This is a genomic window from Halococcus agarilyticus, from assembly GCF_000334895.1.
Classification (GTDB): domain Archaea; phylum Halobacteriota; class Halobacteria; order Halobacteriales; family Halococcaceae; genus Halococcus; species Halococcus agarilyticus.
On record NZ_BAFM01000006.1, the window covers coordinates 21,522 to 43,656 of the forward strand.

A 22,135-nucleotide genomic window follows, 5' to 3' on the forward strand; every position below is an offset into this window, starting at 1 on the left:
TGTCAGACGAGCGTCTGACTGAGACTTTTATTGTATCGCCCGGAGTGGCGGATAATGGCTAGCTCCGCCGTCGGGTCGACGAACACGAGGGCGTTCGTGGAGGCACTCTCCTACGAACACTCGCCCCTCGACAAGACACGCGCTCGCGACGACGCCGTGCTCGCGGCGTACAAGTACCTCATCACCTACCGGACCGCCTCGCGGCTGAGCCTCGTGGCGAACGTCTATCCGCAACGCGGCGCGGGGCTCGATCCCGACGACTGGTACGAGGAGCTCGTCGCGCCGCTGTTGGGTGAGCTTCCGGGTGTCTCGCCGCCCGGGCCAGGCACGGCGACGTGGCGGTACGCGCCCGAGTGAGCAGCGACGACGAGGCGATCGCTATGACATATAGTGGAAGTGACCAAACGCTTACTCAACCACCACCGCTACCGCCGAGTATGAGCGCCGAGCAGTGCCGGATCACGCGCACCCGCGAAGACGAGTGGTGGGGTCGCGAAAGACGAAACCGTCGGCGAGCACGAAGACTTGCAAATATATGAATAGTATGTGTGTGCAGCGTTCGGCTAGCGGCACATTTCTTTTTAGCCTCTACCCGGCGGCCCTGTGGTAGCATCGAAGTAGACCGGACGAATGGTCCCATCTGTGAGGATGAACCAGTAGACGATGTCGGCCTCGGAGTACGAACCGACAGCCCCTTCGAGGCGAACACCTCCTTGTGAGTCGAACCGTTCGAGTTGCACACGTGAATCAGTCACCGCTCCTTCTGAGGTGAAGTTGTACACCGTGCCATCCAACTGAAGAGGAGTCTCGGATTCCTTTGAGAGGCCCGTCTGATAGATGAAGAAGTTGTGTGTTTTATCGCTGTGAGGTCTTTCTGTTTCCGTCACTCCCGAGAGAGCCCCCTTTGTCTCAATAGCGAAGGCAGTAATCTCGATCGGGTTGGGGCCGGAATCGGAGTCCGGATCGTTCGGTACCCCTATTTTGAACGATGGATGGGTTCTACTCCGTGCAATTGCGGATGTATTAAGCGATGCCCCATCAACTTCACCAGGGTCGATCTTTTCGCCTTCCCGAGGTCCTTCATCGCTGGGGAACTCTAGATTGTATTCAACGGGGCCGTTTTCCGACCCGTTCGGAAGCGAGATTTCGACTGTTACCGTGCTCCCGCTGTCGGTATCTTCGGGAACATAGGTAAATGAAGTCTCCCCAGACTCGTTCGTAGAACTGCTGGTGAAGTTCAAGCTCCCAGCACCGTCTTCGCTAGCTTCGACATCAACCTTAGAGAGTGGGTTGTCCCCTTCATCTTGCACGCTTACAGCCAGTGTTTCTGGTTCATCGACAGACACCGAGGGAGATTCCGGCGATTCTCTGTAGATGTACCGTTCCGGGTATTCCAACCCGAACGTGACGGAACTGTTCTCACCAGTCACGTTGGGGAGACTCGCAGTGACCCCGACCGTGCTTCCGATATCGCCGGCGTTCGGGTTATAGGAAACTGTCGTGTTGCCGTTCCCGTTCGATGTGGTGCTGGCCGTCGATAATCCTCCAGAACCGTTCGTACTCCACTCCACGTCGACATCGCCGAGATCGCTGCCGAATATGTCCGTCGTGTGGGCAGTGAGTTCGGTATTGCTCTGGATGGACCCCACATCAGGATGGGTCGGGCTGGCGTTCGTGATGCGAGGGTCCAGTCCGAGGTCGTCGTCATCCGGGTCCGGATCGCCGACCGATGCCTTATCGACAGCGAGTTGGGTGCCGTTTTTCAACTCAATCGTGACCTGATTGACGCCGGAGCCGGAGTTCGAATACATCCACCCGTCGACCTGGCTCTTATCCGTGAGTATCTCGTCCCAGCCCGCCTCGGGGAGCGTCGTCGGGAGGGTGAGCTCCCCGTCGCCCGACGTAATGTCGATGGTATGATTGTCGACGTTCGCCGGCGTAATTACCGTCGACATCTCGCTCGCCTGAAGATCGCCGGTCACCAACGGGAGATAGATGCGATCGGAACCCGAGAAGAGGACGCCTGACGAATCGAGGCGGGAGTCGCCCGGTCCCGAGTAATCCCGTATCAACATGCCGTGCTCGATGGAGTACGCCGTTTCTTCGTTCAGGCGGTTGTAGTTCGGCCGGTAGTTGATGAACGAAGTGTTGAGCGTCTCGGACCCATCCTCGCCCGAGATCTCGATGGTGCGTGTTTCGGATGTTTGTATCGTTCCGACCGGCGTTCCTGGATTGATCGCGAGAGCACGGTCGGGATACTGGACGCCGAGCTGGACCGGCACCCCTTGTGGAACGGTATCTGGACCGGTAGAGCCGACCGCAGCACTCAACTGCTCCATATCGCCCGCGACCTCCTGGCTGTGCTTGAACTCGACCTCAGCGTTCTGTGCCGGCACCACGTCGGCCTGGTAGAGCGTGAACACCAGCATGATCAGCGCGAAGATCAACACGAACCCCACGACCGGTGAGACGCCGCGCTCGTCCTCGTGCAGCCGTTCCAACCGCTGTGTGATTTTTTCGAACATTGGCTTAGATCACCGCAAACACCAGCAGCGAGACCGTCGGGAGGACCACCGCGAACTTCGTCCCGGTCAGCAAGTCGCCGCTCCGGATGTAGCCCGCGATGAACCCCGACATGATCCCCTGGATCGTCACCGCGTGGAAAAAGAGCATGCCCATCAGGTCCACGTCGACGTTGCTCCCGAAGCTCGCCGGGCCACCCGCACCTCCGCTCGCCGACCCGCTGCTCGCGCTCGCCTCCTGGCCCGTGCTCGCCATCGCGCCGAGGAAGTTGACCTCCAGCATCGCCATCACCCCGAGCAGCGTGAAAAAGGTCATCACGATGATCGCGACCTGCATCCGGGCGCGCGACCGGCGCTCGCGTTCGAGGTCGTCCTGGTTCTCGCTCGCGCGCGCCGCCGTGGTGAGCACCTCCGTGATCTGGCTGGAGGCCTCCTGGGCGTGACTGATCACGTTGACCGTCCGGGCGAGCCGCGGGATGTGATACTTGTTGTTGAACTCGACCAGCGCCGTGGTCAGGTTCGTCCCGTAGTTCACCTTCGCGTGCATCGTCCGGAACTCGTCGGCGAGCCGACCCGAGGAGGTGTCCGAGACCAATCGAAGGGACTCCAGCAGCGTGAGTCCGGTGCTGTTCGCGCTCGACAGTTTCCGCAGGCTCTCGGAGAGCTTGCCGGTGATCCGCCGGCGCGACCGGACGTTCCACTCGTAGAACACCGCGAGCGGCAGGAGGTTCAGATACAGCGGCACGTACATCCACACGACGGTGGCACTGATCGGTCTCGCGATGAACCCCTCGACCGAGGTCGGCGCGGCACCCGAGGCGAACGCGAACCCGAGCAGCACGATCGTCGCCGGGATCGTGAGCGCGAGCACCGCGAGCGGGTGATCCCGGAAGAACAGGTGGGGTCGTTCGAGCAGCTTCGCCGTCTGATAGGTCCCCTCACGATCCCGGATCCGATCGAACACGGCGTGCGTACCGGCGTAACGCTCGACGACACCGAGATCCGTGATCCGCCCGAGTCCCGATTTCCCGGCCCACTCGCCCTCGACGCCGTCCGGGCGGAGGTAGCCGTCGCCGACCTCGTCCTGCTGGACCGTCGAGACCAGGATCATGAACCCGATCGCGATCAGCGGGATCAGCGCGTAGACGGTGACGTACAGCAGCGTGGTCTGGGAGCCACCGATCATGCTCATCACCACGAGGATGATGATGAGCAGGAGCGGAAACACCGAGAGCGTGATGTACATTTCGCCAAAGAGCTCGAGCGTTTCGAGCACGAGGGACTGCTCCTGTTTGGTGGTCCGGAGATGCTTGTCCTTCTTGTCCTTCAGGAAGTCGGTCATGTCGCCGCCGGAGTCGATGATCGAGAGCATGTCCGTGAGGAACTGCCCCAGCTCCTCGCTCGGCGTCCGCGCGGTCTGCTTTCTGATCGCCGTCCGATAGTCGGTGTCGAAGTACTCGGTTTCGAGATAGATGCTCTCGAACTCCTTTGCGACCTCGCCGTAGGTGTCGTCGGCCTCGGCCATCGCCTCGAAGATCTCGAGCTGGTTCAGCCCGCCGATCGAGAGCGCGTACATAAAGGAGACCGAGTCCGCGAGCAGCATGTTGATCTCGCGTTTCCGAGAGCTCGCCCGGAAGTACGGGATCGCGATCAGCGCGCCGAACCCGAACGCGAAGCCGACGAGTCCGAAGACGAGACCCGAGACCGCGACGAGCAGCGGGATCTTGATCGCCTCGAACACGTCGAGCGCCGTGCCGTAGAAGATCCGGAGATCGGTCAGCTTCGGCGTCTCGGTGACGAACAGCTCCACGACGGCGTAGCCGGCGAGGGTGGCGACGAACCACAGCAGCGCGCCGGTGATGACACCGATCGCGAGCGCGCGCGAGAGGTACATCTCGACGGTGTCGCCCATCCGCGCCTCCGCGATCTTCCGCTCCATGTCGTCGACGAAGTCGCCGTCCTCGTTGAACAGCCGGCGGTAGAGCGGGTAGAACCGATCGCCGAGCGTGCTCGATCCACCCTCGTACCCCGCGTTCGCGGCCTCGTGGCTCACTCCCCGCCCTCCGCGCCGTCGTCGGTTCCGGCGGGTTCGCCGCTCTCGACGCCAGCGCCCGGCTCACGGTCGCCGTCCCGAGTCTCCGACCCTCCGTCGGCGAGCGCGGCGGTGAGCTGCGGCGTCGCCTGCTGTCGGTACTCGTCGAACAGCCGGTCGTCGGCCTCATCCAGGATCGCGCCCGTCAGGCTCCGGAGCTCCTCGTTGGGGTCGGGCCGTGGCACCATCGCCTCCGCAGCCGGATCGGTGTCGATCAGCACGCTCTCCATCCCGCGGAGGTCGTCGAGGCTCTCCTCCAACCGATCGTTCGCGATCAGCCCGAGGATCGTGTCGGGATCGTTGATGAACGCCTGGAGCGTCGCTGCGGCCTCGGTGTAGGTGTTGAGTCCGTTGTCGATCAGGTAGGCGAGGACGACCTTCCGCTGGAACAGTTCAGAGGAGAGGCGCTCCTGATCCCAGCCGCGATCGAACTTGATCTCCTCCAAGGTGGTCGAGCTCCCCATCCGGAGGAACTCGTCGGTCTCGGCCTGCCACTGGAACACGTCCTGGACGTTGATCTCGTCGTTCTCGGCGTCGTAGTAGTTGATCTCGGTCAGTCCCTTGTTCCGGCGGACCTTCTGCCCCCGCACGCGAGTCGCGGTCTGGATGCTCACGAGGTCGAGGGCGGTGAACAGCGTCTTCGAGACGTTGATCGGGTCGGTGGTGAAGCGCTTGATGACCTCGCCGACGTTGTCGGCGTGGAAGGTGGTGAGCGTGGTGTGGCCCGTCGACATGACCTGAAAGAGCGTCCGGCCCTCCTCGCCCCGGACCTCGCCCATCAGGATGTAGTCCGGGCGCTGGCGCAGGCCCGCCTCCAGCAGCTTGAACTCGTCGACGTCGCCCGCGTCGTCCGCGCTGAACGACGGCCGCGTGACCGAGGCGACCCAGTTGCGCTGGGGGATCTCGAGCTCTCTCGTGTCCTCGATCGAGACGATCTTCGCCTTGCTCGGGATGAAGAGTGACACCGCGTTCAGGCTGGTGGTCTTCCCTGACGCCGTGCCGCCCGCAAAGAGCATCGACTTGTTGTTCTCGATGCAGAGCCAGACGTACGCCATCTCCTCCAGACTGAAGGTGCCCCAGTTGATGAGGTCGATCGGCGTAAACGGGACGTCCTTGAACTGTCGGATGGTGTAGTTCGTGCCGTGATCGGAGACCTCGTAGCCGAGCGTGAGCTGGGCGCGCGACCCGTCCGGCAGGGTAGCGTCGACCTGGGGCTGGCGCTTCGAGATCCCCTTGCCCGAGCGCTGGGCGAGCTTGACGACGAAATCGTCCAGCTCGTCCTCGCCGTGGTAGACGTTGGTGATCAGCTGTTCGCGGTCGGAGTGATAGGCGAAGACGGGGCTGTTGTACCCGTCACACGAGATGTCCTCGACGTTGACGTCGTGTTTGATCCCGTCGATCCGGCCGTAGCCGATGAAGTCGCGTTTGAGCCGGTAGAGCAGCTTCTCGACCTGGTACTCCGTGAGCTCCGTCGCGTCCTCTTCGAGCACTACGGCCTCGGGGCGTGCCGCGATCCCGTCGAAATCGCCGACCCGCTCTTCGTCGTCGGTGTCGTCCGCCCCCATCCCGAGCGCGCGCTTCAGCCTGGCGATCACTCCCGACTCGCCAGCGCCGGCGATCGAGCCGTCGTACAGGCCGTAGCGATCGAGCAGCCTGGCGGTCTCGGTCTCGATGACTCCCCCGCGGTCGGCGTCGCTCCCCTCGACGGCGACCTCGTCGCTCGAATACTTGATCGCGGTCTTCAGCTTCCGGGTCAGGAACTCCTCGAGGTCGGCCTCGATTTCCGTGACGTGGGGCTCGACGAGGTAGTACTTCTCCTCGTTCTCCTTCGTGGAGTGGAAGATCACCACGAACGCGTAGGGCTTGTTGACCCAGTAGCGCGTCACTTCCCGAAAGTGCGCGCGCTTTTCGACCGGGACCGCCTTCGCGAGATCGTAGCGGTTGGCGACCGTGGTCCGCCCGTCCGCGGTCGCGAAAAAGGTGTCCTCGTCGACCGCCGGATCGGTGTCCACGGTTCGGGTGTCGACGACCCGAGCGAGCGTGCTCGCGATCTCCACCGCGGCCTCGATCCGCTCGGTCGCCCCCGCCCCACCGCCCCAGCTCTCGACCGGTTTCCCTCGGGCCGCCCCGCCCTCGGTTTCGTCCCCGGAGTCGGTTAACTCACCGCTTCCCATTACTAATGCTTGATCGCTACAGCACAAAAACGTTGTCCCGAGGTGTTCGCACCAGTCAGACCGTCGCGTTCGACCGTCGGCCCGATCTTCGGTCCGTTCACCACTCGCTACGGCCGGAGGCGTGGCCTACTCCAGAAACGCCTCGATCCGGGCCATCGCCTCGCGGAGGTCGTCGAGACCGGTGGCGTACGACACCCGGAGGTGGCCCTCGCCGCCCGCACCGAAGACGTCGCCTGGCACGACCGCCACGCCCGTCTCGTCGAGCAGCGCCTCCGCGAACGCCTCGGCGTCCGGCCACGGGCTCTCGGGGAAGACGTAAAAGGCCCCTTCGGCCTCGAAACACTCGATCCCCAGCTCGGCGAAGCGCGAGAGCACGAACCGGCGGCGGCGGTCGTACTGGGTGCGCATCTCCGTCACCGCGCTGTCCCCGTGTTCGAGCGCGTCAAGCGCGGCGTACTGGGCGGTCGTCGGGGCCGAAAGCAAGGAGTACTGGTGGATCCGGTTCATCGCCCGGATCGTCTCGGGCGGGGCGAGCGCGTAACCGAGCCGGAGGCCGGTCATCGCGTAGGCCTTCGAGAACCCGTTGAACACGACCGTGCGCTCGCGCATGCCCGGCAACGTCGCGATCGAGGTGTGATCGGTCCCATAGGTGAGCTCGGCGTAGATCTCGTCCGAGAGAACGGTGAGGTCGTGCTCGCGGGCGAAGTCGGCGATCGGCGCGAGCTCCTCGCGGGTCATGATCGCGCCGGTCGGGTTGTTCGGGTAACAGAGCACCAGCGCGTCGGCCGCCCCCGCATCGTGTGCGTCGAGAACCTCGGGGGTGAGTTTGAAGTCGTCGGCCTCACGGGTCGGCACGCGAAGCGGCTCGCCGCCGGCGAAGATCACGCCCGGCACGTACGAGATGTACGACGGCTGGGCGACCGCGACGCGATCGCCGGGATCGACCAGCGCGCGAAAGGCGACGTCGATCGCCTCCGACGCGCCCGCGGTCACGACGATCTCCTCGTCGGGGTCGTAATCGAGGGCGTACCGTTCCTCGACGTTCGCGGCGATCGCGTCCCTGAGATCGCTCATCCCGCGGTTCGCGGTGTAGGAGGTCTTCCCGCGCTCCAGGGAGTCGATGGCGGCCTCGCGCGCGCTCCACGGCGCGGTGAAGTCGGGCTCGCCCACCCCGAGCGAGATCACGTCCTCGATCTCCTCGGCGAGTTCGAAAAAGCGCCGGATCCCCGAGGGGGGAACGCGCTGGGTGCGCTCCGACGGTTTCACGTGAGCCACCTCCGGTGGCGAGGGTGAGCTCGAAACGGCTCTGCCGTTTCGGCGATCATGGGGAGACCGACAGCCGGTCGTCGTCGTCGTGGCCGTCGCGGAACTCGACCCCGTTCTCCTTGTAGGTCGCCATCAGGTAGTGGGTCACGGTCTGGGTGATCTCGGGCACCGGCGCGACCTTCTCGGAGACGAACCGCGAGACCTCGCCCATCGAGTCGGCGCGCACCCCCATCGAGAAGTCGTAGTCGCCGCTGACCAGCCGGAGCGACTCGACCTCCGGAAATCTCGCGAGTCGGTCGGCGATGTCGTCGTAGCCCGTCTCGCGATCGAGCGTGACGTTGCACTCGACGAGCGCGCGCACCGGCTCGTCGTCGGTCCGTCGCCAGTCGACGACCGCTCCGTACCCCCGGATCACGCCCTCGGCCTCGAGCTCCTCGATCGCCGTTTCGACCTCGCTCTCGTCGGCGTCGGTCAGTCGCGCGAGGTCGGCGGTCGAGTGGCGGGCGTTCTCACAGAGCAGCGAGAGCACCTCGTCACGAACGCTCATACTACCGAGGCGACCACCCCAACGCAAAAGCGTTCCGCCACGGGTGGCCCACGACCGCCGCGCGCTACGCGTCGGGATCGTCTTCGAGGAACGTCCGCGCGAGCTCGCGCTGGGCCTTCCGGAGGTGGTTGTGGAGGGTCGGCGAGGTGATCCCCATCGAGCTCGCGACCTGCTCGGCGGTCGACCCGCGGGGCCAGTCGTAGTAGCCCGCGAAGTACGCCGCCCGCAGCGCGGAGCGCTGCTTCTGGGTGAGGCGCTCGTCGAGCGCCTGGCGAAAGGTGCCCTCGGTTCGGAGCGGGAGCTCGACGGTCCGTTTCGACAGCAGCACCGAATCCGGATACGCCCGCTCGAACGCGTCGATCACGGTGCGGACGTCGGTGTCGGCCGCGATCTCCGCCACCACCTGCGCCTCGCCGTTCTCGGCCGTGAACTCCCGGACCGTGCTGCCGACCTCGATCAGCGCGCTCACGGGCGAGTCGGTGATGGCGAGTTCGAAGACGCCACCCGCCTCGCGCTCGGTGACGAGTCGCGCCTCGGCGACGAGCGCCGACTCGTCGGCGACTTCGAGCACGCGCTCCGGCGCTGCGCCCTCGACGACGACGTACTGGAGGACCGTCCCCTCGGCACCGGGAACGACGCCGTCGAGGCGATAGCGACAGTCGAGGCGTTCGGTGAGGAGGGTGGCGAACGCCGGGCCGTCGGTCACGCGGATCTCGAGCGCGACCGCGGTGTCCGAGAGCAGGAGCTGGGCGTTCTGGGTGGCGTTGATCGCGAACCCGGCGATCTCGCCGAGCACCGCGAACCCGGACTGCTCGCGCTCACTGAAGGCGTTCCGGCGGTCGGCGTACACCGCGAGCACGCCGTACACCAGGCTCTCGTGGGTCAGCGGGATGGCCGCGACCGATCGATGCTCGTGATCGGTCGCGGCGTGACACCCCTCGGCGAGCGGTTCGTGGGTGGCGTCGAGCACCTCGACACGCCCCGTTTCGAGGGCGCGTTCGGCCGGTGCCGTGGCGGCTCCGCCGTCGGCCGCGACACCCAACTCGTCGAGGTCCGTGTCGCCGACACCGGCCCCGGTCCGCACCGCGAGATCGCCGCCCGCGCCGCGCTCGGCGATCCACGCGAACCCGTAGAGCGTCGAGGCGGCGAGGCGCTCACAGATCGTGCGTTCGATCTCCGCGCGCGTCGCCGCGGCGGCGAGGTCGCCGATGATCCCCTCGATGACCGCGTTGATCCGATCGAGCGTCGCGAGCTCGTCGCGCTGGGCGGCGAGGCGGCGCTCGCGCTCGGCCAGCGCCTGCTCCGCCCGGCGCTGGGCCACCGCGTTCTCGATCCGGTTCGCGAGCACTGCGTACTGGTCGGTGCCGGTGTCCTTCCGGAGGTAGTCGGTGACGCCCGCCGAGATCGCTTCGCTCGCCACCGCCTCCGACCCTTTCCCCGTCGAGAGGACGAACGGAACGTTCGAGTGCTCCTCGCGGACCGCTTCGAGGAACTCCAGCCCATCGATCCTCGGCATCCGGTAGTCGCTCACGATGCAGTCGGGCGGTCCTTCGCGGTCGAGTCTGTCGAGGGCGTCGGCGGCGCTGGTTTCGGTATCGACGACGAACGCCTCCCGGAGGTCCTCGAGGTATCGGGCGGCGAACTCGACGAGGCGCTCCTCGTCGTCCACGAACAGTACGCGGATCGGGTCGGTCACCCCCTCCTCGGCGTCCGATGACATCCAGTCAAATATATTTCGCTCGACGTATTAATATATCGCCTGTCAGCTCGCACCCAGTTCACCGGCGTCGGCCGCCGGCCGGCCGCCGAAACTCCGCCCCTCCGCTCGTCGATGTTTTCGACATCGCCGGGTCGGCGTCGTGGTTGGTCGAGTTCGCGGAGCGCACCCCGCCGACGGGCGTGTGAAAGCCGATGAGACCGCCGGCGTCGGTCGAGTCACGAGTCGCTCTCCTCGGGCGTCCCCGTCCGGATCTCGAAGCGCGCGCCGCCCGCGTCGCTCTCCGTGGCGGTCACCGTCCAGTCGTGGGCCTCGGCGATCGAGCGCACGATCGAGAGCCCCAGCCCGGTGCCGTCGTCGGTCGTGGAGTAGCCGCCCTCGAACACGCTCTCGCGCTCGTCTTCGGGGATGCCCGGTCCGTCGTCCGCGACGAAGAACCCGTCGACGCGGTCGGTCGACGAGACCCGCGTCGACGGGTGCTCCGTCTCGATCGGACCGACCCGCACCGCCACGTCATCGGAGCGGTCGGCGGCGTCGCCGGCCTCGGGCCGACTGCTCGTCGGACCGTGTTCGACGGCGTCCCCCTGGGCTTGCGAAGGGGGGTACGTGGAGCCATGCTCCACGCAATTCCGGAACAGGTTCTCGAACAGCCGGGCGAGCCGGTCGGGGTCGGCGTCGATCTCGCCGAGATCGCCGAGCGTGAGGCTCGCGGCCTCGGTGCCCACGGTGTGCCACGCCGCCTCGGCGATCGGCCCGAGCGAGACGGGCTCGGTTGCGCCGATCACCCGGCCCTGGCGCGCGAGCGTGAGCACGTCCTCGATCAGGTCGTTCATCCGCGTGAGGGCGGCGTCGATCCCGTCGTGGTGCTCGGAGGAGTGCTCCTCGCGGGCGAGTTCGAGCCGGCCGCGCGCGACGCTCAGCGGGTTCCGGAGGTCGTGGCTGATGACGCTCGCGAACTCCTCCAGCAGCTCGTTCTGGCGTTCGAGCTCGCGCTGGCGGCGCTGCTGGTCGGTGATGTCGGTGTAGATCGAGTACCCCTCGGCGTTGCGCTCGTCGAGCTTTATCGGCACCACGTGCAACAGGAAATCACGCACCCCGTCGGCCGTTTGACGGCGTGCAGTCGTCCGGAGGCGCTCGCCGGCCAGCAGTCGCCCGTTGAGGTCGTCGGCCTCGGCGTCGTGCTCGGCCGGGACGATGAACTCGTCGATGTTCTCGCCGGCCACCGTGTCGGCCGCGTACCCGAAGACCTCCTCGAACGCCGTGTTGACGTCCCGAACGATCGGTTCGCCGTCGATCAGGTCGTAGCGGATCGCGGCGTCGGGAACGTTCTCGAACAGCGCCGCGAGCCGGTCGTGCTCGGCGACGAGCTGTCGCTCGCGGTCCGCGCGCGAGAGCGCCGCCTCGGTGTTGGTGGCGAGGAGCTTCGCGAGCGAGACGTCGTCGTCGTCGAACGCCGCCTCCTCGGTCGAACCGATGTTCAACACGCCGTACTCGCCGAGCGGGACGACGATCTCGCTCCGGATCGGCGTCTCGGGATCGTAGACGTCCGTCTCGCGGTCGACGTGGTCGTATCGACGGGTCTCGCCGTCCTCGAACGCCTGCCACGACAGACTCCCGCCACCGGTGTACGTCGGGGCCGATCCGAACAGCTCCTCGCCGTGCTTGGAGATCGCTGCCGGGCGGAGCACTCCCTCGGCTTGCTCGTGGAGCCAGACGCCGCACATCGGCATGTCGAGCACGCGCTCGACCGTCGCGACGGCGATCTCGGCGATCCCGTCGCGGTCGGCCGCGTCGATCATCTCCCGGGTCGCGTCGTGGAGCGTTCCGATCGCCGCCTCGTGGCGCTTCCGGTCGGTGATGTCCCTGATCGTGGCGGTGAAGCGGTGCTCGCCATCGGCGACGTGCTCGCCGAAGGAGACGCCGAGTTCGATCTCGTGGCCGTCCCGGTGTCGGCCGGGCAGCTCGATCCACTCCCAGTCGAGATGCTTGGATCGCTCCCGGAGATACCGGCTGAGCCCCTCGAAGTGGCGATCGTGGAGTCGCTCGGGCATGACCGTCGTGAGCGACTCGCCCTCGAGTTCGGCGGCGTCGTACCCGAACACGTCCTCGACGGCGTCGTTCGCGTACCGCACCGTGCTGTCGGCGTCGATGGTGACGACCGCGAGCGTGGTGTTCTCCGCCAACGCCCGGAAGCGCGACCGTGCCGTCTCGATCTCGCGCTCGCGCTGCTTGCGCTCGGTGACGTCCTCACAGATCATGACGGACCCCTCGAACGCCGTGTCGTAGGGAAGCAACGAGACCCGGATCCGGAGCGTGCGCCGCTCCCCGTCGGGCGGAGTGACGGGGAGTTCGTACGTCCCGGTCGTGTGCTCCGCGTCCGCCGAGAGCAGGTCCCGGACCGTCGCAGTGTACTTCTCGATGCTCTCCGGCGGAACGATCCCGTCCTCGACGAGCGTCCGGAACGGCTTTCCGCGGAGCTCCGTCATGGGGTAGCCCGCCATCGACCCCGCCCGATCGTTCCCCCCGACGACCGTCCCCTCGGCGTCGACCACGAACATCCCGACGGGTGCGGTCTCGACCATCGTCTCGTAGCGCTCCAGCTCCCGCTCGCGCTCCTTGCGCTCGGTGACGTCGCGGATCACGCCGACGGTGCCCCGGAACTCGTCGTCGGGCCTCGGCAGCAGCGTGATCTGGAACTCACACGGGAAGGTGTCGCCGTCGGCGGTGTGGACGGTGGCCCCGAACGAATCGCTGACGTCACCGGACGAGTCACGTGAGAGCAGATCGCGGATCAGCGTCCGGCCGTGCTCGACGTCGCGCTCGTCGAGGAACGTCGAGACGTGCTCGCCGAGCAGCTCCTCGCGCGCGTAGCCGGTCTTCGCGACGATCGTGTCGTTGACGGTGGTGAACCGACCGTCGGTGTCGAGCGCGTAGATGCCGTCGCCGGCGGCGTCGAGCATCCGCTCGTGGCGTCGCAGCTCCGCCTCGCGGCCGACCCGATCGAACGCGACCGCCGCGTTCGCCGCGAGCACCTCGGCGAGCCTGACGTCGACGTCGTCGAACTCGCCGTCGAGCGAGCCGATGCTCAGCGTGCCGTGGTCGCCGATCGGGACGTACATCGCACTCCGGAGCGGGAGGTCGTTCGCGCCGTGCTCGGCGACGCTGCCGGCGGTCAGCACGGGTTCGCTCGATTCGAGCGCGCGCCACGGCAGTGCCTCGCCGCGGTCGAGGGTGGGCCGTTCGCCGAGCACCCGCTTCGTCGCGTCGGGCACCGCCACGGGTTCGAGCGCGTCGGTCTCCGGATCGCGCAGCCGCACCGCCGTGATCGAGAAGTCGAGCACCTCCGCCGCGGCCTCGATGGTGGCCGCCGCGACGCCCGCCTCGTCGTCCCGGCGAACGAGCTCGCGCGTCGACTCGTGGAGCGCCGCGACCGCCGCCTCGCGGCGTCTGCGCTCGGCGATGTCGCGACCGGAACCGATCACCCCGTACACCGATTCGCCGTCGGTGAGCGGCGCGCCGCTGAACTCGTGGGGGATCGCCTCGCCCTCGGCAGTGACGAACGCCGACTCGACAGTGACGGCCTCGCCGCGCTCGACGACCGTCTCGATCTGCTCTTCGATCAGGTCGCGGTCGGCCTCGGGAACGAACTCCAGGGCGTTCATCCCCGCGATCGTCTCGTCGTCGTACCCGACCGTCGCGGCGAACGCGTCGTTCCACCGGAGCATCCGACCGCCGGCGTCGAACGCGTAGATCGCGTCGGGGATCGCGTCGAACACGCCCTCCGCGACCGCGCGCTCCTCGCGGAGTTCGCGCTCCCGGCGTTCGAGTTCGGCACGGGTCTCGGCCGCGTGGATCGCCTGGCCGATCGTGCCCGCGAGCTCCGCGAGCGCGGTCCGCTCCTCCTCGCCGAACGCGTACCGCCGGCTCGAATAGACGGCGAGAACGCCGTACTCGACCTCGTCGTACGAGAGCGGCAGCGCGATCACCGACTCGTGGCCGTGGCGGTCGGCGGTTTCGGCCCACGGCTCGAATGTCTCGTCCTCGGCGAGGTTCCGCGTGGTTTGAACGTCCCCGGAACGGAGCGCCAGCCCGGCGGGACCGCGACCACGAGGCGTGTCGTCGGCCCGGACGGCGATCTCGTCGAGATACGCCGTCCCGGACCCCGCGCGTTCGTGGATCTCGACCCGACTCTCGTCGTTCGGCTCGCCGATCCACGCGAGCGTGTACGGTGTCGACTGAGCCAGACGCGCACAGACCTGCTCCTCGATCGCCTCGCGGGTCGACTCGCGGACGAGTTCGCGCTGGACGTCGCTGATCACGCCGTTGATGCGGGCGAGTTCGTCCGCCCGGCGCTCCGCGCGGTGGGCCTCGACCGCGTTCTCGATCCGGTTGGCGAGCAGCTCGTACCGTTCCGGACCGGTCCCCTTCTGGAGGTAGTCGGTGACGCCCGCCGAGACCGCCTCGCTCGCGATCTCCTCGCTTCCCTTCCCGGTGAACAGCACGAACGGCCGGTCGGCGTCGATCTCGCGCACCGCGGCGAGGAGTTCGAGCCCGTCCAGACCCGGCATCGTGTAGTCGCTCACGATGCAGTCGAACGCCGCCGGGTCGCGCTCGAACGTCGAGAGCGCGACCTCGCCGCGCTCGACGACCGTCACCTCGAATCCGTCGCGCAGCCGTTCGAGATGCGTCGCCGCGAGTTCCGCGATCGCCGGCTCGTCGTCGACCAACAACACCGCGATCCCTTCGTCCATGCTCGTTACTGCCGGGTGCGCCGCCGGTGACAAAAACCTATCTGCGCCGTTCGACGACACGAAACGATGCGATACCCCCGGTCGGTGTCGAGCCATCTTTGGGCCTCGGGCACGTGGGACGGCCGTGACCCTCGAACAGTCCGAACGCGAACTCGAACGTGGCGACGCGGCCCCCGACTTCGAACTCCCCGACACCGATGGTGACACCCGTTCGCTCGCCGACTTCGCCGACCACAAGGCGCTGCTCGTCGTCTTCACCTGCAACCACTGTCCCTACGCCCAGGCGAAGTTCGACACCCTCGATCGGCTCGCCGACGACTACGACGACGTCGCGGTCGTCGGGATCAACCCCAACGACGCCGACGAGTACCCCGACGACTCCTTCGAGACGATGCAGGAACTCGTCGAGAAGGGCACCATCGATTATGACGCCTACCTCCGCGACGAATCCCAGGACGTCGCGCGGGCCTACGGCGCGGTCTGCACCCCTGACCCGTTCCTATTCAAAAGTACCGACGACGGGTTCGAACTCGCCTACCACGGCCGGCTCGACGACGCCCACGGCCCCGACGAACAGCCCTCCGGCGAGCCGGGCTTCGAGATGGCGGGCGCGATCGAGTCGGTGCTCGCGGGCGTCCCGGTCGACCACGAGTTCCGGCCGTCGCGGGGCTGTTCGATCAAGTGGCACTAGAGACACCCACTTTTTTACAAGGGGTCCTCCCTCGCTCCCTGCGGTCGCTCGGTCGAACCCCTTCCAAAAACCTGGACCAAAAACACCCGCTCGTTCGCCTTCGGCTCACTCGCGGTGAACCGCGCTCGCTTCGCTCGCACGGACGCTACACTTCCCGCGGCCGCAACCGCCCCCGCACCGGCCGCCGAAGCCCTCGGCGCGCTTCGCGCACCTCGCCCTTCATCCGCCAGGACCGCACCGACGGCCGCCACTGCACCGCCGACCGCCGCCGCACCGCAACCGCGCCGCAGCCGCAAACTCACCCCTCGCCAACGAGGTCGTCGTAGCGCGCGCCGGTCTGCTTCAGCGTCTCCGTGGAGTACAGCCGCTCGTGGCCGTACGGCAGATACTCGGCGGCGAGTTCGTCGACCTTCGCATCGACCGCGCTGGCCTCGCGGCCGTGGATCATCGTGAAGAGGTTGTACGGCCAGTCCTGATCGGGCCGGCGCGGCCGGTGATAGCACAGGGTGACGTACGGCAGCGCGCCCGCCGCCGTCCCGCGCTCGTCGAGCGCGTCGTCGGGCACGTCCCAGACCACCATGCAGTTCGCGTCGAACCCGGTGACGACGTGGTTCACGATGCAGCCGATCCGCTTGATACAGCCCACCTCGCGCAGTCGGCGGATGGCGTCGAGCACGTCCTCGATCGGGGCGTCGATCTCGCTGGCGATGTCACGGTACGGCGTCGCGGTCAGCGGAAGGCCATCCTGAATCGCGAGCAGTAGGTGTGCGTCGAGCGCAGTGAGATCGCCCGCCGCGTCCTCACCGATCCGAGTGGGAGAGACGTCGGTCTCGTCGATCCCCTCCCGGGCGAACCGATCCGTGTTGACCACCGGGAATTCGAGATCGATGTAGAAATCGGTCAGCATCGGGAGCCGGAGCACCGAAGACCCAGTCCGCGACTCGATCTCGTCGAGGATCGTGTCGCGGGTCTCGCGCGAGCCCGCAGTGACCACGAACCACATGTTCCAGTCGTGATCCCGCCGGTAGTTGTGGTTGACCTGGCGATAGCCGTTGACGATCGCGGCGATCTCCGCGAAGCGCTCTTCGGGGGCCCGGACTGCAGCGAGCGCCGACGACCCGATGACGGGTGGGTTGAGGACCGCACCGAACCGCCGGAAGACGCCTGCCTCTCGCAGCCGCTCGACCCGAGCGAGCGCCTCGGCCTCGCCGATGCCGAGCTCGTCGCCGACGACCTCGAAGGGACGTTCGCGAACCGGGAACCCGCTCTGATAGCCGTCGATGAGCGCGGCGTCGACATCATCGAGATCGGCGCGCCAGTCCTCCGCCAGCGAACTCATTGAGAAGGGGAGGAGTCGTCGACACAACCGTCTATCGGTTCGGCGGAACTATCCCACTCACCCACCCAGTCAGGCCATGACCAACGGCGAGGACATGACGAACCGAGTCGTGCTCGTGACCGGCGCAACCGGCGGCATCGGGCGCGTCGCGGCCAGACGGCTCGGCGGCCGCGGCGCGACCGTCGTCGTGACCGGGCGCTCGCGTGAGCGCGGCCGGGCAGCCGTCGACGAGATCGAGCACGCGGGCGGCGAGGGCGCGTTCGTCCGTGCGGACCTCGCCACGATGGACGCCGTCCGCGGGCTCGCCGACGCGTTCCACGAGCGCTACGACCGCCTCGACGTCCTGCTCCACAACGCCGCCTGCTCGCACGACGAGCGCCGGATCACCGACGACGGGTGCGAGAAAACGCTCGCGGTCAACCATCTCGCTCCGTATCTCCTCGCCCACGAACTGCTCGACGCGCTCCGCACGTCCGCACCAGCCCGTGTCGTCAGCACCTCCTCGACGGTACATCGTCGTGGCGCGATCGATCTCGACGATCTCCAGCTCGAAACGGACTACGACGCGCTCGACGCCTACGCGCGCTCGAAGCTCGCGAACCTGCTGTTCATCCTCGAACTCGCCGCGCGCCTCGACGGGACGGACGTGACCGCGAACGCCGTTCATCCCGGGTTCGTTCCCGGCAGCGGGCTCTACCGCGACGCCTCGCTGCCCGTCCGCGCCGCCACGGCCGTCGCCGCACGGCTCCCGTTCGTTGGGGTCACGACGGAAGACGCCGCCGACGGCCTCGTTCGGCTCGCCGCCGCGTCCGAGGTGTCTGAAACCAACGGCGCGTACTTCGAAGGACGCGAGCGCGTCGATCCCGATCCCCGCACCCACGACAAGCAACTCCGCGAACGTCTCTGGGAGGTGAGTGCCGATCTCGTCGGTGTCGATCCAGCGTGGCCGTGATCGGGGACAGTCGTTCCGTGCTGCCGATCCAGCACACCGTCATAGGGACTGTTGTGAGTCATTCCGGTAGTTCGCCGTCACGGGGTCGGCGAATACCGGTACACAGTCACAACAGTCCTTATCAATCGTCGTCGGTGGCGGGACCCTCCTCACCCAGACCGGTCGCGTCGCCCACCGAGAACCGTTCCATGTCCCGTGCCGCGGTCCGACGGATCTCCTCGATCGAGAAGGACGTGCCGTCGCTCAGGTAACTGACTCCGACGATGGTGACGAGCGCGCTCGCCGTGGCCGGAACCGCGGATTCGAGCGGGCCCTGCCCGAACAGCGCCGGCTCCCCGAGCGCGAAGTGCCAGATAGCAAAGACGACCCCGCCGACGACGAACCCGGGGAGCCCCGCCTCGCGCTTGGTGCCGTCCCAGAACAGCGCGACGACGCCGGCGAACAGCACTGACATGATCCCGAGGCCGATGCTCTCGACGGCGATGATCCTGATCCCGCTGAGCGCGATCGCCGCCGCCCCGATGCCGAAGACGAGGATCGCCGCACGCGTCATCCGCACCAGGTGTGCCGCCGAGACGTTCCCGGTGCCGCCCCGGTACGGCAGGTACAGATCGTTCACGAAGGTGGTCGCTCCCGCGAGGAGGAACGAGTCCGCCCCGCTCATCACCCCGCCGATGGCGGCCGCGAGGAGCAGCCCGGCGAGAACGGGCGGGAGCGTGTTTTCGAGCGTCCACGCGAACGCCAGCGACGAGTCGATGGCCGCACCCTGGGCGTTGGCGATGAGTCCCGCCGTGGCGGTGAGGACGCCGTAGCCGGTGATGACGAGGCCCGAGAGGAAGATCCCGAACCGCGCGACGCGGGCGTTCTTCGCGGCCCAGGTCCGCTGGAGGAGGTGCTGTTGTGCGCCGGCGACGGTGAGATAGAGCAGATACCAGCTCCCGATCTGGACGAGGCCGACGCCGAACCAGTTCGTGCCCGCCGCCGGGAGCTGACTCGTGACCGCCCCCACGCCACCCACGTTCAAGAGAGCGACCGGGATGGCGATGGCCATGCCGACGATGATGATGATGCCGTGGAGGGTGTCCGCCCACGCGACCGAACTCATCCCGCCCCAGACGGTGACGCCGACGAACACGAGAGTGCTCAGCCAAAAGCCGACCTCCAGGGACACGTCGGTCACCGTGGTGATGATCGACGCCATCCCGATGGTCTGGGCCGCGGTCAGCGAGATCTGGCCGATCAGCGTGAAGAGCGCCGCGAAGTACCTGGTTCGGTCGCCGAACGCGCGCCCGAGGAGGTCGGGGACGCTGACGACGTCGAACGAGTAGAGCGCGCCGATGAACAGCGAGATCGTCATCCACGCGAGCCCCTGGGTCATCGCGTACCACTGCGCGCTGATTCCGTCGATGAACGCCTTCTGGGCGATCCCCATCGTGAGCCCGCCGCCGACGAACGTCGCGAAGTACGTCATCGTGAACGGGAGCAAATCGAGGTTCTTCCCCGCGAGGGTGAACTCGACGTATCCCGACCCGGCCCCTCTGCCGAACCACCACGCGATGAGAACGGTCCCCACGAAGTACGCCCCCATCGTGAGGACGATCGGGTCAGCGAGCCGTACCATCGTGTCTGCTCCCGGGATTCGACCACACTATCCGATCCTGGTGCCACGAATCGGTGTTCTCTCCCACGACCACTGGCCGGAAACCGGCTTCGTCTACCCTCATCCGTCCGGAGCGCCTCGTCGCGGGGCGTCGACGGAATCGTATCACACTGTATGATAGATAGTATCTCTCAAAAGCGTTGAGCCGGCACACGCTATCGCTCGACCGATCCGTGTGCGATGGAGCGCAACTCGAAGCCGCGTCCGTCGGAGACCGGACGCTTTTGCCTGCGCATCCGCTATCGACCGCTATGGCTCAAACCACCGAACGACACGGCGAGTGGCCGCTGAAGCGGCTGATGACCGAGGTCGTCGGCTCGGGACACAAGTCCGCCGACGACATGACGCGCGAGCAGGCCAGCGAGGCGATGGCGCGGATTCTCGACCGCGAACCTGACGACACCACCCTCGGCGCGTTCTGGCTCGCCAACCGCTGGAAACGCAACACGCCCGACGAACTCGCGGCGTACATCGACGTGATGGCCGACGAGTCGGTGGAGTTCGCCGCCCCCGACTGTGATCCCGTCGACTGCGGCGCGAACTACGACGGCAAGGGACGCTCCGCGATCCTCGGGGTCGGGGCAGGCGTGGTCGCTGCCGCGGCCGGCACCTCGGTCGTCGCCCACTCGGGCGATCGCGTCCCCACGCAGAAACAGGACGCCTACAAGCACGTGCTCGACGCCTTGGAGATCCGGACCGAGATCGAACCAACGGAGAGCGCCGCGATGGTCGACGAGACCGGGTTCGGATTCTACTACCAGCCGGCGTTCAATCCGGGTATCGACGCGCTCGCCGAGCGCCGGGGCATGATGGGTGTCCGGACGTTCGTCAACACTATCGAAACGCTCGCCAATCCGTCGGGAGCCGACGTCCACCTCGGCAGTTTCTACCATCTTCCCTACGCGAAGCGCATCATCGACACCTTCGAAACGAGCGAGCGCTACGACGTTCCCCGTGTCGTGATGTTCCAGGGGATGGAGGGGTACGACGATATCCGGCCGGGATCGACGACGGTCGCGGTGGGCGAGGACGGCGACCTCGACGATTTCACAATCGAGACTCCCGAGTACGGGATGGACTTCGAAAGCGACGATCTCGGGGTCGACGACGTTGCGAGCGATTCCGCACGGATCACGGAGGCGGTGCTCGCGGGCGAGCGTGATGGAGCGTTCGCCGACGCGATCGCGCTCAACGGCGCGTTCCGGATCTACGCCCGCGAGGACTGTGATTCGCTCGACGAGGGGCTTGCGATGGCCCGCGACGCCATCGCCGACGGGAGCGCCGCAGCGGTCCTCGACGAACTGCGCGCATTCTGAGTCCGTCGAGACGGCGAACGGAACCCGTTCGGCCGACCAGTTCTTCGCCGGTCGACTGCCAGCCTCCTCTGGGTCGATCAGAGCGCAAGGTCCGTGCCGAGCCCCGTTTCCTGCGCCGCCTCGTAAATCGCCGTGGCCGCGGCGACGTCGAACACCGCCGACCCGACGCTCTCGACCACGACGATCTCCTCGGCGGACTCCCGACCCACACCCTCCTCGAACAGCGCCGCCATCGGGACGAAATCGGCAGCGGTCAGCGACGTTGCGGCGATGTCGCCGGTCGTCGCCGCCTCCTCGGGGACATCCCCGAACACGCGCGCCGCGCGATCGAACACCGCGGGTTCGAGCTCCTGCATCCCCGACTCGTACGCTCCGATCGCCACCACGAGCGTGCCGGGTCCGAGCGCGTCGGCCGGGAACACCGGGTCGGTGTTCGTGGTCGCCGTCACGACCACGTCCTTGTCGCGGACGGCGTCGACGGCGGATTCGGCGGCTTTCGCCGGGATTCCTTCCTCGTCGAGAACGTCGACACACTCGTGTTTCGAGTCGCTCGGCGAGTAGACGGCGACGCTCTCGACGTCGCACAGCGCGGCAATGGCCCTGGTCTGCCACCGCGCCTGCGCGCCCGCCCCGACGACGCCGATTCGAACTGGGTCGGTCGCGAGTTCGCGGGCCGCGAGGCCGCCGATGCAGCCGGTTCGCGCGTTGGTGATCCGCGTCCCATCGAGGAAGGCGACGGGCTCGCCGGTGCGTGCGTCGGCGAGCACGATCTGGGCGTGGAGCGTCGACAGCCCGCGCTCGGCGTTGCCCTCGTGGATGCTGGCGAGTTTCGTCGCGAAGTAGTCCTCACCGTGGACGTACGCGGGCATTACGAGGCCCGTTCCGAGGGGGTCGTCGGAGTCGAGTCCTTCGCCGACCGGGTAGTGGGGGCGTTCCGGGCGTTCGACCTCCCCCGCGGCCTGCTTGACGAGCGCGTGCTCGACCTCGCTGGCGAGCGATTCGAGGGCGAGCACCTCGTCGATCTCGGCGTCGGTGAGCACCAGGACCATGCGTTCGCCTCGCCAGCGACCGGGTTATGGGTTTCCCCGTTCTGGTGGGTAGTGTTCAG

14 protein-coding genes are annotated in these 22,135 nt (G+C 67.0%); 4 read left to right on the forward strand and 10 right to left on the reverse strand.

Annotation, left to right across the window (positions count from 1 at the left end; translation table 11 throughout):
- The first annotated feature begins 54 nt into the window (after nucleotides 1-54).
- Nucleotides 55-357: a hypothetical protein gene (locus TX76_RS06110; protein ID WP_049900412.1), complete on the forward strand. Its 303-nt coding sequence runs from the start codon at nucleotides 55-57 to the stop codon at nucleotides 355-357.
- A 224-nt stretch (nucleotides 358-581) separates the two neighbouring features.
- On the opposite strand, the gene TX76_RS06115 is transcribed toward TX76_RS06110, so the two are convergent.
- From TX76_RS06115 to TX76_RS06145, 7 genes are all read right to left on the reverse strand, one after another.
- Complete coding sequence (locus TX76_RS06115; RefSeq protein WP_049900415.1) at nucleotides 582-2,525, reverse strand: Ig-like domain-containing protein; 1,944 nt, start codon at nucleotides 2,523-2,525, stop codon at nucleotides 582-584.
- A 4-nt stretch (nucleotides 2,526-2,529) separates the two neighbouring features.
- Complete coding sequence (locus TX76_RS06120; RefSeq protein ID WP_049900417.1) at nucleotides 2,530-4,575, reverse strand: type II secretion system F family protein; 2,046 nt, start codon at nucleotides 4,573-4,575, stop codon at nucleotides 2,530-2,532.
- Nucleotides 4,572-6,788, reverse strand: coding sequence for a type II/IV secretion system ATPase subunit (locus TX76_RS06125; RefSeq protein ID WP_228842321.1), 2,217 nt, complete (start codon nucleotides 6,786-6,788; stop codon nucleotides 4,572-4,574). Before TX76_RS06125 ends, TX76_RS06120 begins: the two co-directional genes overlap by 4 nt.
- Before the next feature lie 126 nt (nucleotides 6,789-6,914).
- Nucleotides 6,915-8,054, reverse strand: a complete 1,140-nt coding sequence (locus tag TX76_RS06130; protein ID WP_049900823.1) for a pyridoxal phosphate-dependent aminotransferase — start codon at nucleotides 8,052-8,054, stop codon at nucleotides 6,915-6,917.
- Nucleotides 8,055-8,109: 55 nt separating this feature from the next.
- Entirely contained in the window at nucleotides 8,110-8,601 is a 492-nt protein-coding gene (locus tag TX76_RS06135; protein ID WP_049900420.1) for an Lrp/AsnC family transcriptional regulator, read from the reverse strand.
- Nucleotides 8,602-8,665: 64 nt separating this feature from the next.
- On the reverse strand, nucleotides 8,666-10,321 hold the full coding sequence (locus TX76_RS06140) for a bacterio-opsin activator domain-containing protein (RefSeq protein ID WP_049900422.1): 1,656 nt from the start codon (nucleotides 10,319-10,321) through the stop codon (nucleotides 8,666-8,668).
- A 215-nt stretch (nucleotides 10,322-10,536) separates the two neighbouring features.
- Nucleotides 10,537-15,069: a PAS domain S-box protein gene (locus tag TX76_RS06145; RefSeq protein ID WP_049900425.1), complete on the reverse strand. Its 4,533-nt coding sequence runs from the start codon at nucleotides 15,067-15,069 to the stop codon at nucleotides 10,537-10,539.
- A gap of 124 nt (nucleotides 15,070-15,193) precedes the next feature.
- On the opposite strand from TX76_RS06145, the gene TX76_RS06150 reads away from it, so the two are divergent.
- A complete protein-coding gene (locus TX76_RS06150; protein ID WP_049900427.1) occupies nucleotides 15,194-15,760 on the forward strand; it encodes a thioredoxin family protein in 567 nt (188 codons plus the stop codon).
- A 298-nt stretch (nucleotides 15,761-16,058) separates the two neighbouring features.
- On the opposite strand, the gene ahbB is transcribed toward TX76_RS06150, so the two are convergent.
- Nucleotides 16,059-17,099 (reverse strand): siroheme decarboxylase subunit beta, encoded by a 1,041-nt coding sequence (gene ahbB / locus TX76_RS06155; protein ID WP_049900430.1) that lies wholly within the window; start codon nucleotides 17,097-17,099, stop codon nucleotides 16,059-16,061.
- 76 nt (nucleotides 17,100-17,175) lie between these two features.
- Between ahbB and TX76_RS06160 the strand changes: the two genes are divergently transcribed.
- Nucleotides 17,176-18,051 (forward strand): SDR family oxidoreductase, encoded by an 876-nt coding sequence (locus TX76_RS06160; protein WP_049900434.1) that lies wholly within the window; start codon nucleotides 17,176-17,178, stop codon nucleotides 18,049-18,051.
- 121 nt (nucleotides 18,052-18,172) lie between these two features.
- Here the strand turns inward: TX76_RS06160 and TX76_RS06165 are convergent, their stop codons facing one another.
- The gene (locus TX76_RS06165; protein WP_049900436.1) at nucleotides 18,173-19,672 is read right to left on the reverse strand and encodes a sodium:solute symporter family protein; all 1,500 of its coding nucleotides are present in this window, start codon (nucleotides 19,670-19,672) and stop codon (nucleotides 18,173-18,175) included.
- Between the two features lie 290 nt (nucleotides 19,673-19,962).
- On the opposite strand from TX76_RS06165, the gene TX76_RS06170 reads away from it, so the two are divergent.
- Nucleotides 19,963-21,027 carry an anthranilate phosphoribosyltransferase gene (locus tag TX76_RS06170; RefSeq protein WP_049900438.1) on the forward strand — a complete coding sequence of 355 codons (1,065 nt, stop codon included), beginning with the start codon at nucleotides 19,963-19,965 and terminating at the stop codon, nucleotides 21,025-21,027.
- 77 nt (nucleotides 21,028-21,104) lie between these two features.
- On the opposite strand, the gene TX76_RS06175 is transcribed toward TX76_RS06170, so the two are convergent.
- Complete coding sequence (locus TX76_RS06175; RefSeq protein ID WP_049900440.1) at nucleotides 21,105-22,076, reverse strand: ornithine cyclodeaminase family protein; 972 nt, start codon at nucleotides 22,074-22,076, stop codon at nucleotides 21,105-21,107.
- Nucleotides 22,077-22,135: the final 59 nt, after the last annotated feature.

Excerpts from the sequence above, each read along its gene's own strand:
- TX76_RS06145 (WP_049900425.1), bottom strand. The coding sequence starts at position 15,069 with ATGGACGAAGGGATCGCGGTGTTGTTGGTCGACGACGAGCCGGCGATC.
- TX76_RS06110 (WP_049900412.1), top strand. The coding sequence starts at position 55 with ATGGCTAGCTCCGCCGTCGGGTCGACGAACACGAGGGCGTTCGTGGAG.
- TX76_RS06165 (WP_049900436.1), bottom strand. The coding sequence starts at position 19,672 with ATGGTACGGCTCGCTGACCCGATCGTCCTCACGATGGGGGCGTACTTC.
- TX76_RS06160 (WP_049900434.1), top strand. The coding sequence starts at position 17,176 with ATGACCAACGGCGAGGACATGACGAACCGAGTCGTGCTCGTGACCGGC.
- TX76_RS06140 (WP_049900422.1), bottom strand. The coding sequence starts at position 10,321 with ATGTCATCGGACGCCGAGGAGGGGGTGACCGACCCGATCCGCGTACTG.
- TX76_RS06115 (WP_049900415.1), bottom strand. The coding sequence starts at position 2,525 with ATGTTCGAAAAAATCACACAGCGGTTGGAACGGCTGCACGAGGACGAG.
- ahbB (WP_049900430.1), bottom strand. The coding sequence starts at position 17,099 with ATGAGTTCGCTGGCGGAGGACTGGCGCGCCGATCTCGATGATGTCGAC.
- TX76_RS06170 (WP_049900438.1), top strand. The coding sequence starts at position 19,963 with ATGGCTCAAACCACCGAACGACACGGCGAGTGGCCGCTGAAGCGGCTG.
- TX76_RS06125 (WP_228842321.1), bottom strand. The coding sequence starts at position 6,788 with ATGGGAAGCGGTGAGTTAACCGACTCCGGGGACGAAACCGAGGGCGGG.
- TX76_RS06175 (WP_049900440.1), bottom strand. The coding sequence starts at position 22,076 with ATGGTCCTGGTGCTCACCGACGCCGAGATCGACGAGGTGCTCGCCCTC.
- TX76_RS06135 (WP_049900420.1), bottom strand. The coding sequence starts at position 8,601 with ATGAGCGTTCGTGACGAGGTGCTCTCGCTGCTCTGTGAGAACGCCCGC.